General features: G+C 61.6%; 12 protein-coding genes and 1 pseudogene. 2 read left to right on the forward strand and 11 right to left on the reverse strand.

Annotation, left to right across the window (positions count from 1 at the left end; all coding sequences use genetic code 11):
* Nucleotides 1–2: 2 nt before the first annotated feature.
* The 9 genes and pseudogenes from panB to LQ952_RS05110 form a co-directional block, all read right to left on the reverse strand.
* The gene (panB, locus tag LQ952_RS05070; RefSeq protein ID WP_238621574.1) at nt 3–818 is read right to left on the reverse strand and encodes a 3-methyl-2-oxobutanoate hydroxymethyltransferase; all 816 of its coding nucleotides are present in this window, start codon (nt 816–818) and stop codon (nt 3–5) included.
* A gap of 57 nt (nt 819–875) precedes the next feature.
* Nucleotides 876–1,529 (reverse strand): deoxynucleoside kinase, encoded by a 654-nt coding sequence (locus LQ952_RS05075; protein ID WP_238621575.1) that lies wholly within the window; start codon nt 1,527–1,529, stop codon nt 876–878.
* A complete protein-coding gene (gene folK / locus LQ952_RS05080; RefSeq protein WP_238621576.1) occupies nt 1,526–2,026 on the reverse strand; it encodes a 2-amino-4-hydroxy-6-hydroxymethyldihydropteridine diphosphokinase in 501 nt (166 codons plus the stop codon). Before folK ends, LQ952_RS05075 begins: the two co-directional genes overlap by 4 nt.
* 4 nt (nt 2,027–2,030) lie before the next feature.
* A complete protein-coding gene (gene pcnB / locus LQ952_RS05085) occupies nt 2,031–3,377 on the reverse strand; it encodes a polynucleotide adenylyltransferase PcnB (protein ID WP_238621577.1) in 1,347 nt (448 codons plus the stop codon).
* Between the two features lie 123 nt (nt 3,378–3,500).
* On the reverse strand, nt 3,501–4,967 hold the full coding sequence (locus tag LQ952_RS05090) for a peptidoglycan DD-metalloendopeptidase family protein (RefSeq protein ID WP_238621578.1): 1,467 nt from the start codon (nt 4,965–4,967) through the stop codon (nt 3,501–3,503).
* Between the two features lie 453 nt (nt 4,968–5,420).
* Entirely contained in the window at nt 5,421–6,167 is a 747-nt protein-coding gene (gene phbB, locus LQ952_RS05095) for an acetoacetyl-CoA reductase (RefSeq protein ID WP_238621579.1), read from the reverse strand.
* 51 nt (nt 6,168–6,218) lie between these two features.
* Nucleotides 6,219–6,590 (reverse strand): phasin family protein, encoded by a 372-nt coding sequence (locus LQ952_RS05100; RefSeq protein ID WP_238621580.1) that lies wholly within the window; start codon nt 6,588–6,590, stop codon nt 6,219–6,221.
* Nucleotides 6,591–7,001: 411 nt separating this feature from the next.
* Nucleotides 7,002–7,319: pseudogene (gene phaR / locus LQ952_RS16030) on the reverse strand (polyhydroxyalkanoate synthesis repressor PhaR); the annotation flags it as partial.
* 91 nt (nt 7,320–7,410) lie between these two features.
* Nucleotides 7,411–8,595, reverse strand: coding sequence for an acetyl-CoA C-acetyltransferase (locus LQ952_RS05110; protein ID WP_238621582.1), 1,185 nt, complete (start codon nt 8,593–8,595; stop codon nt 7,411–7,413).
* 418 nt (nt 8,596–9,013) lie between these two features.
* Between LQ952_RS05110 and phaE the strand changes: the two genes are divergently transcribed.
* Together phaE and LQ952_RS05120 are read left to right on the forward strand one after the other, a co-directional pair.
* Nucleotides 9,014–10,123 carry a class III poly(R)-hydroxyalkanoic acid synthase subunit PhaE gene (gene phaE / locus LQ952_RS05115; protein WP_238621583.1) on the forward strand — a complete coding sequence of 370 codons (1,110 nt, stop codon included), beginning with the start codon at nt 9,014–9,016 and terminating at the stop codon, nt 10,121–10,123.
* A 15-nt stretch (nt 10,124–10,138) separates the two neighbouring features.
* Nucleotides 10,139–11,206, forward strand: coding sequence for a class III poly(R)-hydroxyalkanoic acid synthase subunit PhaC (locus LQ952_RS05120; RefSeq protein ID WP_238621584.1), 1,068 nt, complete (start codon nt 10,139–10,141; stop codon nt 11,204–11,206).
* A 259-nt stretch (nt 11,207–11,465) separates the two neighbouring features.
* Here LQ952_RS05120 and LQ952_RS05125 read toward each other — a convergent pair whose 3' ends face one another.
* A complete protein-coding gene (locus tag LQ952_RS05125) occupies nt 11,466–11,903 on the reverse strand; it encodes an NUDIX domain-containing protein (protein ID WP_238621585.1) in 438 nt (145 codons plus the stop codon).
* 4 nt (nt 11,904–11,907) lie between these two features.
* Complete coding sequence (locus LQ952_RS05130) at nt 11,908–12,300, reverse strand: RNA-binding S4 domain-containing protein (protein WP_238621588.1); 393 nt, start codon at nt 12,298–12,300, stop codon at nt 11,908–11,910.
* Nucleotides 12,301–12,335 lie beyond the last annotated feature (35 nt).

The raw sequence follows: 12,335 nt of genomic DNA on the forward strand, positions 1-12,335 counted from the left end.
GATCAGGAAAGAAAGGTGTGTTCCGCAGCGGGGAATGCCCCCGATTTGACCGCCTGCACGTAGGCCGCCAAGGCGGCCTGCACGCCGGGCAGGCCGGTGAGAAAGTTCCTGGCAAAACGGGGTGCATGAGCGGTCATGCCCAGGATGTCCTGCACCACCAGGATCTGCCCGTCACACTGAATACCAGCACCGATGCCGATGACGGGAATCCGGGCCATGGCACGGATCTCCGCCGCCAGGGTGGACGGCACGCACTCCAGCAGCAGCATGTCGGCACCGGCCTCCTGCAGGGCCATGGCATCCTTGATCATGCGCTGGGCCGCCGCCGCCTCCCGCCCTTGGACCCGGTATCCGCCCAGCTTGTGGACGGACTGGGGCCGCAACCCCAGGTGGGCACAGACAGGGATGCCGTGATGGGACATGGCGGTAACCACCGCCACCTGCTGGGCATCCCCCTCCAGCTTGACCATCTGCGCCCCGCCCTCCTGCATGAGGCGGGCGGCGTTGTGCAGGGCCTGATCCACCGACCCGTAGCTCATGAACGGCATGTCGGCCATCAGCAAGGCACGGCGCAGACCACGGGCAACGGCCCGGGTGTGATAGATCACGTCATCCACCGTCACCGGCACCGTGGTTTCATGGCCCAGCACTACCATACCCAGAGAATCTCCCACCAGCACCAGGTCCACACCGGCCTCGTCCATCAGACGGGCCTGAGTGGCATCATAGGCGGTGAGACTGGCAATGGGTTCCTGCCTCTCACACAGACCCTGCAGGTCCCGCAGGGTCAGCCGCTTTGTCTGGGAGTGTACGCTCACGCTATATCCGCGGTTATCAGAATGAAGATGGGGGACTGCGCCGACGGCCGCCGCCGTTCAGATGGCGGATGGCAGCGGGTTGAAATAGTGACGCCCCGCACGCACCGTGCGCATGAACGCCAGCAACTGCTGAAAATCCTCGTCCCGTTTGACCCAATCGATCTCACCGGCATTGACGATCAGCAGCGGGGCCTCCGCATAATGATAGAAGAAACTGGCATAGGTATCACTCAGGCGCTGCAGATAGACGCTGTCCATCATGCGTTCGAAGCTACGCCCCCGCAATGCAATGCGCTCCCGCAAGACTTCGACAGGCGCCTGCAGGTAGATCACCAGATCCGGCCTGGGGACATTTCTGTCCAGCTCGTTGCGAATCTGCTGATAAAGCCGGTATTCGTCCGCATCCAGGGCCACCTGAGCAAACAGGTCATCCTTGGCCAGCACGAAGTCCACCACCCGGACCGGGTGATGGCCGGCATCCTGCCGGGCCATGCTGCGCAACAGCGCCAGGCGCTGCATGAGAAAGCAGAGCTGGGTAGGCAATGCGGTACCGCGAGGATCCTGGTAAAAGCGCTCCAGAAAGGGGTTTTCCTCGGGAGACTCCAGCACCAGATCCGCATTGAGGGTCTCAGCCAGGCGCTGGGCCAGGCTGGTCTTGCCCACCCCGATGGGACCCTCAACGGCAATATAAGTCGGTTCTGCTTCTGTCATCCAGACTCTTCCACCAGTCTTTCCAGACCGTTCCGGGGGCATCGGGCCAACAGGCCCTCCAGCGCCCCCAGATCGGGGATCCAAAGGTCAGGCGCAATCTCCGCCAAAGGATACAGGACAAAGGCCCGCGCCTGCATCCCGGAATGAGGCACCGTCAGATGAGGCTCATCGATGATTCGGTCACCGTAGAGCAGGATGTCCAGATCCAGGGTCCGCGGCCCCCAGCGCTCACCGTCACGGACACGGCCATGTCGGCGCTCCAGTTCCAGCAAGGCCTGCAGCAGGGCCGCCGGAGCCAGGCGGGTTTCCAGTTCGGCCACCGCGTTGATGTAGTCCGGCTGATCCACCGGCCCCATGGGCGGGCTGCGGTAGAGTGAAGACTGACGTAGCAGGCGGGTATGCGGCAAGCCCGCCAAGGCCTCCAGAGCTTCAAGAACCCGGACCCGCGGCGTCTCCAGATTGGCGCCGATACCAATATAGGCCAGTACGGGTGTCATGACGTCAGGCGTTGCCGGATGACTTGCTGCGGCGCCGACGGCGGGAACGGGGTTTCTTGCCGGACACCTCCACCATGGAGCGCTGCTCCGCTTCATCCACCTCCTGCAGGCGGGTCCACCACTCGCAGCCTTCCGTGAGCGCCTCGCCGGAGCGGGCACGCAGGCAGTAAAAATCGTAGGCAGCCCGGAACCGGGGATGGGTCAGCAGGCGCAGGGCACGGGCGCCGCGACGTTGCTCAAAACGGGGTTGCAGTTCCCAGATCTCCCGCATGGGCAGGGCGAAGCGCTTGGGGATCAGGATGTGTCGGGCCTGCCGGGACAGTACCATCCCGCCGGCATGCTGTAGGGCAGGCAACTCGGCTTCGCCCTCATCCATGAAACGCCGGGCGGCATGACGTACCGGCTCCCATAGCAGAACTGCATAGAGAAACGCCGGATTGACACCCTTGCCGGACTGAATGCGCTCATCGGTATTGCGCAGAGCGTTGGCCACGAAGGTGATGGGAAAGCCCTCCTCCTCGTGGGAAAGGGCTTCTTCCGTCAGCGGGAACATGCGACCGAAGAGGTCATGGTGCCGCAATGCCTCGAAGGTCTGCAGACCGCAACCGGCATGGAAGAGCTTGATGACCTCATCGAACAGACGCGCCGGCGGCACGTCCAGCAGCAGATCTCCCAGACGGGAAAGACAGGATTCCGTCGCTTCATCCAGACGAAAACCCAGTTTGGTGGCAAATCGCACGGCACGCAACATGCGCACCGGGTCTTCCCGATAGCGCACCTCGGGATCACCGATCAGCCGCACTACCCCCTGCTTGAGATCATCCATCCCGCCGGTGTAATCCACCACCGAAAAATCCCGGATATCGTAATAAAGGGCATTGATGGAAAAATCCCGGCGCCAGGCATCCTGTTCGATAGTGCCGTAGACATTGTCCCGGATGATGCGGCCATCCTCGATCAGGGCCTCGGCAACGCCGTCGGCATCACCGTCATCAACAAAGCTGTCATGGGGTGCACGAAAGGTGGCGACTTCGATGATCTCGGACCCGTAAAACACATGGGCCAGACGGAAGCGCCGACCAATGAGGCGACAATTGCGGAACAGACGCCTGACCTCCTCCGGATGGGCATCCGTAGCCACGTCGAAGTCCTTGGGTTCACGACCCAACAGCAGATCCCGTACCCCGCCACCCACCAGGCAGGCACGAAAACCGGCATCCTTCAGACGGTAAAGGACCTTGAGGGCGTTCTCGCTGATATTGGCGCGGGAAATGCCGTGCTCTGCACGGGCATAGATGCGATAAGCACCGGCACCGAATTCAGGCTGGATTGGGTGAAGTTCGTTGGACACACATGTCTTATGCTGCTTATTGTGGGCGCTATCATAGCAGCTTCGTATTGACATGAGGACCTTACCCAATAAAGCCGGTACCCATGGACGGGATCTCCCCGCCCGGCAGCTTCGCGCCACGGGTTACATGGCCATTTCGGAATACGGCAGCATCGCCACCTGACGGGACTGTCGAGGTCCCTTCACTTCCGCCAGTAACGTACTGCTCACCTTCTGGAAGCGCTTGAGGTCTTCACCGGCCAGACGCTCACTGCGGGGCAGTTCGGCCCGCATAGCATCGACCGGACGACCACTCACATGCAACTCATAGTGCAGATGGGGGCCGGTGCTGCGTCCGGTATTGCCGGACAAGGCAATGCGCTGCCCACGCGCCACCGTCTCACCGGGACGCACCAGAGGGCGGCTCAGGTGGAGATAGCGGGTGGTATAGCCCTGGCCATGCTCGATCACCAGGAAGCGGCCGGCATAGGGGTGCGAATCCACCCTCACTACACGCCCGTCGGCAGGCGCCTGAATCGGCGTACCAATGGGCATGGCGAAATCCGTACCATGATGCGGGGCGACGGTACCGGTCACCGGATGGCGGCGCCGCAGATCAAAGGGAGAACTGATCCGGTAGTTGCCGGCAAAGGGACGCCGGTCAAAGGGCGGTAACAAACTGTGACCTTCAGGGGTGTAGAAACGCCCATCCACATGGCGCGCGGCACTGATATTCAACTGAGCCCCCTGATAATCAAAGGCCAACAGTCTCAGTTCGATGGGTTCGTTATCACCGGCCAGGGTCTCCTGCTCCACCAGCAGGGAGAAGACATCCCCGCTACGGGCATGCATACGCACCGGCAGATGGCGATCGAGCAACACCGCCAGGGCGGCGGCGGCCCGGCCGGAGAGTTCCTCCCGACCGGCAAGCGCGGCGGAAATACTGCCCTCGACCCGCGCCGTAATCACCATATGAGTAATCTCGCGGCCACTCTCCACCTCACGGCGCTCAAAGTCCCAGCCTTCCGCGGCACGCTCCCATTCCACGCCCTTGCCACGGTCGGTCCAGATGCGCAGGCGGGTCAGATACCCCTCATCATCGGTCTGCCACTCCACCTGCTGACCCACTCGCAGACGGTTCAGCACGCGGGCATTTTCGGCATCGCCCAACAAGCGGTACAAGGTGGCCATGGGCAGCCCCCAGTCACCCACCCAGAGGGAAGACAGGCGATCACCACGGGCGATGGTGTACTCGAACCACTCGGAAGCCTTGGACACCTCTTCCTCGTCACCCAGGCTGAAGGACTCGTAGGAGGTTGGATTTTCATCCGGTCCCGTTGCAGGGTTCAGCCGCTCCTGAGTCATGAAGGAGGTCCGATGCAACTCACCCTGCCCCGCCTCGGCAGCCGAGGCCACCGCGATCCGGCGCCGCTCCTTGGGCTCGGCGGCCGTCACGGGGACGGCATGTCCCGCGCCCGACGGGCCGGCAGGGATATCCAGGGTCTGGATGAGGGCTACGGATGAAGACGAGCCATTGCCACCGAATCCGGACAGGATCTTGGGATATAAGGCAATGATGATCAGGAAAACAGCAAGGATTCCCATCACCATCGAAAAACTTGGTTTTGAAAACGGCATAGATGCCCCCGTAATTTGCTCACAATGCCTTGCCCTTGTCCCGCCGACTTCTGACGGCACGCATGTCATCGGGCGCGGGGCCTTTTCCGGTCACGCCGGCAAGACCCGGACGGTCAAAGCGCTGGAGACATCGGCGGCGCCGACTCCCCTTTGCGGGCGATTTCCCAACGCCCGCCGGACAGGGCGGAAATCCCCTGCACGGGTCTTTCCGCTTAACCCCAAAACACGGGGGAGAATAGCATCAGATAAAAGCGGGTGCGAATAAATATCATCAAATCAAGCGTTGAGGATGCATTTTTACCACATCACTTTCAATTTTTTGTGACATCCATCACGCTTCAGAAAAGACGCCGACCACAGAAAACGGGCCCCGAAAACGGGGCCCGTACGAGACGCGAGTCTCAGCCGATGGGGCGAACAACGGCCTCAGAAGGAGGTGAACAGACCACCGTTGACCGGGATGTTGGCACCGGTGATGTAGCCCGCCTCTTCGTCGCAGAGCATGGCCACGGTGAAGGCGATGTCGGCCGTGGTGCCCATGCGCCCGGCTGGAATCTGGGCAACGATGGCATTGCGCACATCTTCGGGCATGGCATCGGTCATGGCCGTCGCCGTGTAGCCGGGAGACACCGTGTTGACGGTGACGCCCTTGGCGGCCGTCTCCTGGGCCACCGCCATGGTGAAGCCGTGCATGCCGGCCTTGGCGGCGGAATAGTTGGCCTGACCGAACTGACCCTTCTGGCCGTTGACGGAAGAGATATTGACGACACGGCCGAAACCGCGGGAGGTCATGCCCTCCACCACATGGCGGGTGACGTTGAACACGCTGTTCAGGTTGATGTTGATGACATCACGCCACTGGTCTTCGGTCATCTTGCGCAGCGTCTTGTCCTTGGTGATGCCGGCACAGTTGACCAGAATGTCGATGGGTCCCAGACGGGACTCAATGTCCTGGATCATGTCGGCACAGGACTGGAACGAAGACACATCACCGGCGGCGATGTGCATGTCCAGACCTTCCGCCTTCATCTGCTGCTGCCAGGCCTCGGCCTCGGCCTGCAGCGCGGGCAGGTAATTGGCCACGACCACATGCCCCTGACGGGCCAGCTTCTTGCAGATCTCGGTGCCGATACCGCCGGTACCGCCGGTCACTAACGCTACTCGCTTGGTCACTCTTCGGACTCCTTGTTTCTTGACTGGCCTTGAGGGCTGCGAAAAAGGAAATCAGGCAGCCTTCTTGGCGACAGTGCTCACGTGCCTGACGGTTTCTTCCGCCGCTTTGACGGAGTCATCCATCAACTGGGTCATGGAATTGCGGGCGTCGTCCAGGATCTCATGACCATTCTTGTAACTGACAACCATCTTCCGGCTGCAATCACGCAGCAGGTCCGTCTGCAGGGTCAAAAGCTCCTGATACCCCTTGGCCTTGCCCGCCTGATCAAGGTGTTTCATGCTCACATCCACCAGGCCCGTGGTCAAGTCCAGCTGCTGCTCCAACAGCTTCTGAAAGGCCTGTCGGTTGATGTCACTCAGCTTGCGGAAGGTTTCAAAGCCGCTCTGGTTGGCCTTATTGAACAGCTCGATCATGTCGTTCATGGTGCGCTCTCCGGTGTTTGGGGTGCATGGACACAGCATCCAGCCTTGCCGCTGCTCATGCTGCGGCGCAACATATAACCCCATCCGAAAACGGCGTCAAGGCGACGTGCCGATTTTGCGACACAGGCCCGTCTGCCGTCACCGTCGGCCTCTAGATCTGCCGGGTCATTTCCGCTTTTTACCCACCCCCTGCTCTGCGTCCGCGGCATCTGCGGCTGCATCCTTCGGCGGCTTCTCACCCAGCGGCTCGGCCGGATCTTGCTTGGCCTCATGGCCTGAGCCCGGGAATACTGCGGCCTTGAAGAATTGATCCTGCATGCCCTTCCAGAACTCCAGGTTGCGACGGGTCATCTCCGTAATGTCCCAGGTAGCCCGTCCACCCAGCACACCGCGCATGCGGTCATTGAAATCCCGCTGCTGATCGGCAAAAAACCGCAAACTCTGGTCCAGGTAGCCGGAAAAGGCCTCGTGGACCGCCTCATCGTAGAAACGGATGAAACGCACCAACATCTCCGTGGTGAAGAGCGGCTCTCCGGCCGTCTCCTGCTCGGTGATGATCTGAATCAGGATACCCCGGGTGATATCCTTCCCCGACTGGCTGTCCACCACCTTCACATCGATCCCGCGGCGCACCAGCTGCTGCACATCGGCCAGCGTCACATACCGGCTCTCCTCGGTATCGTAGAGGCGGCGATTGGGGTATTTCTTCACTATCCGCGGTTCATTCACCCGCTTCTCCCATCAATCTTTCACATGGACTGCATGCAGGAGACCGGACCCGACGACAAGTCCGCCGGACCCGGCCGGGGCCTCGCCCCTGTCAGACCGCTTCCACTGCCAAAGCCACACCCTGACCACCACCGATGCACAGGGTGGCCAGACCACGTCGGGCACCGGTACGCTTCATGCCGTGCAGCAACGTCACCAGCACCCGGGCACCGGAGGCGCCGATGGGGTGACCGATGGCGATGGCACCGCCGCTCACGTTCACCTTAGACAGATCCCAGCCCAGCTGCTGGTTGACGGCGATGGCCTGGGCGGCAAAAGCCTCGTTGGCCTCCACCATATCCAGATCGGCAGGACGCCAGCCGGCCTTTTCCAGGCACTTGATGGTGGCGGGGATGGGACCAGTACCCATGATCGCCGGGTCCACGCCCGCAGCGGCGAAGGAGACGATACGGGCCAGCGGGTTGAGACCCAACTCACTGGCCATGGATTCACGCATGACCATCACGGCAGCGGCACCATCATTAATGCCGGAGGCATTGCCCGCGGTCACCGAACCGTCTCGACTGAACGCCGGCCTCAACTTGCCCAGACCCTCTGCCGTGGTGCCGTGACGGGGAAATTCGTCCGTGTCAAAGACCTTCACTTCCCCCCTCTTCTGAGGGACCTCCACCGGCACGATCTCATCCTTGAAATAGCCCGCCTTCTGGGCGGCTTCGGCCCGCTGCTGGGACTGGGCGGCAAAGGCATCCTGCTCCTCCCGGCTGACCCTGAACTCGCCAGCGATGTTTTCAGCGGTGGTGCCCATGTGATAGTCATTGAAGGCACACCACAGGCCATCCTTGATCATGGTGTCCACCATCTTCCAGTCGCCCATCTTGGCGCCCTGACGGGAACCGGGCAGCACATGGGGAGAGGCGCTCATGTTCTCCTGGCCACCGGCGATCACCACATTGGAATCACCACACAGGACCGACTGCCAGGCCAGATGAACCGCCTTGAGGCCACTACCGCAGACCTTGTTGATGGTCATGGCCGGAGAGGAATAGGGAATGCCGGCTTCCACGGCGGCCTGACGAGCGGGATTCTGGCCCACGCCCGCCTGCAGCACCTGCCCCAGGATGATCTCGTCCACCTGCTCAGAGGACAGACCGGTGCGAGCCAGCAGGGCCTTGATGACCATGGCCCCCAGGGTCGAGGCCGGAATCTGGGACAAGGAACCGTTGAAGGTACCGACCGGGGTGCGCGCCGCATCGACGATGACAATAGATTCAGCCATGTAAATCCTCCTGATCAGGGGCGTATTCTGAGATGGTATGCCTGTGGCCCGCCCCGTGACCGGATCATGATGCCCGGCACCGGGGGTGGCTCGCACTTTCAGGGCACTTGGTCTTGCTTTCCTGGCATATTTGATCCAAAAGGGAGACAGTCTCGGGGATCAATGAATCACTCCGGCTGTTTATACCAGAAGCGGTGCGCCTATGACCAACCATGACGCACCACCCCGGCGGAAATGTTGCACCGCACAACTTCTATGCTAACCTTATCCTCATAATGCTGTACGCTGTCGGATCGTCCCAAGTGCTGACAACCCAAGCCCGGAAACCTCCCATGGGCCCGGGTTTCCGATTGGCCGGTCGCGACAGCCCTCCGGATGATAACCACCTGGCCCAGAATGGACCCAAAGGAGATGATTGATGGCTGACTCAAACCCCTTTAACCCTGAAGACTGGATGGAAGCCCAGCGCAAGTACTGGTCTGCCTGGATGGACATGAGCCGCAAGTCCATGGGTGGCAGCGAAGGTACCACCAACTGGGGGAACGGACTGGACCAGTGGTGGAAGACCGCCTCCACCGGCATGCCCTTGTCCGGCAACGATGCCCTGGAACAGATGATGAACGTGGGTCGCGGCTATTTCTCCATGGCCGAGAACCTCTATCGCGGCAACAACGGGCAGCAGAATGCCGCCGAAGCCGTGAACAAATGGCTGGACCAGATGAGCAATGCCTTCCAGGGTTTCACCAACATGCCTGGTGCCAGCAAGGATGCCAAGGCCTTCTGGCAGATGCCCCTGGACACATGGAGCCGCGCCACATCCTCCTTCATGCCCATGCCGGGCGACTTCATGCAGGCCCTGCGGCCACCGGCCCGCGCGCCCTATGGCGATGCGGTCCAGGAACAGCTGGACCGCTTCCTGTCCGTACCCGGTGTCGGCTACACCCGCGAATCCCAGGAGCAGTACCAGAATCTGGCCAAACTGATGGTCAACTACCAGCAGGCCATGCAGAACTACCAGGGCGCCTTCAACAAGGTAGGCATGGACTCCATCGACCGTTTCCGGGCCCGACTGGACGATGCCAGCCGTCAGGACAAACCCATTACCTCCATGCGTACTCTCTACGATGAGTGGGTGGACGTCTGTGAAGAGGTCTATGGCGAATTCGTCATGTCCGAGGAGTACGCCAAGATCTACGGCGAGATGGTCAACAGCCTGATGGCAGTAAAGCGCCAGGGCACCCGTCTCATGGACGAGGTTACCGAAAGCCTGAACATGCCCACCCGCCGCGAGGTCAACACCCTGCACCGCCGCCTCCAGGAAAGCCGTCGTGAGATGCAGGCCCTCAAGACCGCCGTGCGCAAACTGACCGAACAGGCGAACGGCGATGCCACGCCGGCGCAGGCTGAAGCCAAGGCTGAAAGCAAAGGGGTCGCTGAAAGCGGAGAAAGTGCCGCAACCGGCACCCGCGGGCGTAGCACGGCCACCAAGCGCCAGACCGCATCCACCAAGGCCAAGCAGAGCGACTAAAAGGAGAGACGGCCAATGATTCCGATTCAGATCAGACCCGATCAGGTCATGGACGAGCTGACCACCTTCCAGAACAAGCTCACCCAGGGCTTGCAGAACCTGGCCGACGCCGGCGACATCCCTGCCGGCGTGACGCCCAAAGAAGCGGTCTACAAGGAAGACAAGCTCACCCTGTACCGTTTCCAGGCACCGGCCTCCGTGGTGCAGCATCCGGTACCGGTGCTGATCGTCTACGCCCTGGTGAACCGCCCCTACATGACCGATCTGCAGGATGACCGCTCCACGGTCAAGGGTCTGCTGGACGCCGGCATGGACGTCTACCTGATCGACTGGGGCTACCCGGACCGGGCCGACCGTTTCCTGACCATGGATGATTACCTCAACGGGTACGTGGACCGCTGCGTGGATGAGATCTGCCGTCGCCACAAGCTGGACAAGATCAACCTCCTGGGCATCTGTCAGGGCGGCACCTTCAGCCTGTGCTACAGCGCCATGCATCCGGAAAAGGTGCAGAACCTGATCACCATGGTGACTCCGGTGGACTTCCACACCCCGGGCAACATCCTCTCCCACTGGGTCAAGCATGTGGATGTGGACACCCTGGTGGACACCATGGGCAATATCCCCGGTGAACTGCTCAACTGGACCTTCCTTAACCTCAAGCCCTACCAGCTCATGGGCCAGAAATATCTGGACATGGTGGAAGTGCTGCAGGACAAGGACAAGCTGGATAACTTCCTGCGCATGGAGAAGTGGATCTTCGACAGCCCGGACCAGGCGGGCGAGACCTATCGCCAGTTCATCAAGGACTTCTACCAACAGAACAAGCTGATGAACGGTGGCCTGCACATCGGCGAGCACGAGATCGACCTGGCCAATGTGACCATGCCGGTGCTGAACATCTTTGCCGAGCAGGATCACCTGGTACCGCCGGATGCCTCCAAGGCCATGGCCGGAAAGGTAGGCACCAAGGACTACACCGAACTGTCCTTCCCCGGCGGCCATATCGGCATCTATGTGAGCGGCAAGGCACAAAAGACCGTACCGCCGGCCATCGGCAAGTGGGTCAAGGAACGGGGTTAATCAATCCCCCCTCCGCCCCTCTCTCCCATCGGGGGAGAGGGAACTGCCATGAGTCCCTGCGGGAAGCGCTGAATCACTCCCTCACTGCATCTACAGTCCCTCTGGCCGTCACTCCCGCGAAAGCGGGAGTCCAGGGTTCCCAAGCCGCGAGTGGATTCCCGCGTACGCGGGAATGACTGATTCAAAAACTGACGACCGACTCAGCACGGATAATGACAGACTCAGAGGCGGGAATGGCTCACGCCAAGGGATGATGCATTCAGAACGACCTTAGCGGCGCCACCCGGCCCGTGCGCCGGAATTCCAGATAGTCATCCAGTATCCGGCGATGATCGAAGGCCAGGGGCCGGTCCACCCGGTCCGGGGCCACGACCCAGACCGCCTTGGCATCATCCGCCGCCACCGGCATCCCCCGGGCCACCGCCGCATAGACGGCACTCACCGTATGCCCCCGTTCATCCCGGCCAGGGTCCGAATAGCAGCCCAGCAGGGCCTCCAGTCGCACCACCAATCCGGTTTCCTCCCGGGCCTCGCGGACCGCGGCCTGCTCTAGTGGTTCCCCCACATCCATGAAACCGCCGGGCAAGGCCCAGCCATGGGGCGGATTCAGGCGCTCGATCAGCACGATGCGATCGGCCTGATCCTTCAGACGAATGATCACGTCAGCGGCGATGAGCGGTGTCACGGGTCTGGGCACGGGTCTACTCCTTACCGATGAAGCGGCGGATATGACGCCGGTCACGGCGATCCGGGCGATGCTCCGTATGGGGCACGGCCAGCCGGGCCAAACGCCGTGCCTCGGCCTCCTCGGCACGTCGAATACGGCTCTCTTCCGACTCCCGGTACAGGGCCTGAGCCTCAGTGGCGGGCCGGCGCCGGTCGTTCAGCCCCAGCACCGCCACCTCCCAGGCCTCGGCATTGCGCGTGATGCGAAGCTGATCGCCCACCTTGACGGTCCGGGCCGGCTTGACCCGCTGCCCGTTCACATGGACATGTCCTCCGCTCACCGCTTCGGCGGCCAGGGCGCGAGTCTTGAAGAAACGGGCGGCCCAGAGCCATTTATCGATTCGCACAGCACTCAATGCATCACTCATGAACCAGGTCCGCGTGGATTGATACACTGGACAGC

Origin of the sequence: Ectothiorhodospira lacustris (assembly GCF_022227785.1) — a bacterium.
GTDB lineage: Bacteria > Pseudomonadota > Gammaproteobacteria > Ectothiorhodospirales > Ectothiorhodospiraceae > Ectothiorhodospira > Ectothiorhodospira lacustris.

Coding starts and splice junctions, on each gene's coding strand:
- LQ952_RS05130 (WP_238621588.1), bottom strand. CDS start 12,300: ATGAGTGATGCATTGAGTGCTGTGCGAATCGATAAATGGCTCTGGGCC.
- folK (WP_238621576.1), bottom strand. CDS start 2,026: ATGACACCCGTACTGGCCTATATTGGTATCGGCGCCAATCTGGAGACG.
- LQ952_RS05110 (WP_238621582.1), bottom strand. CDS start 8,595: ATGGCTGAATCTATTGTCATCGTCGATGCGGCGCGCACCCCGGTCGGT.
- LQ952_RS05100 (WP_238621580.1), bottom strand. CDS start 6,590: ATGAACGACATGATCGAGCTGTTCAATAAGGCCAACCAGAGCGGCTTT.
- LQ952_RS05090 (WP_238621578.1), bottom strand. CDS start 4,967: ATGGTGATGGGAATCCTTGCTGTTTTCCTGATCATCATTGCCTTATAT.
- LQ952_RS05120 (WP_238621584.1), top strand. CDS start 10,139: ATGATTCCGATTCAGATCAGACCCGATCAGGTCATGGACGAGCTGACC.
- phaE (WP_238621583.1), top strand. CDS start 9,014: ATGGCTGACTCAAACCCCTTTAACCCTGAAGACTGGATGGAAGCCCAG.
- LQ952_RS05075 (WP_238621575.1), bottom strand. CDS start 1,529: ATGACAGAAGCAGAACCGACTTATATTGCCGTTGAGGGTCCCATCGGG.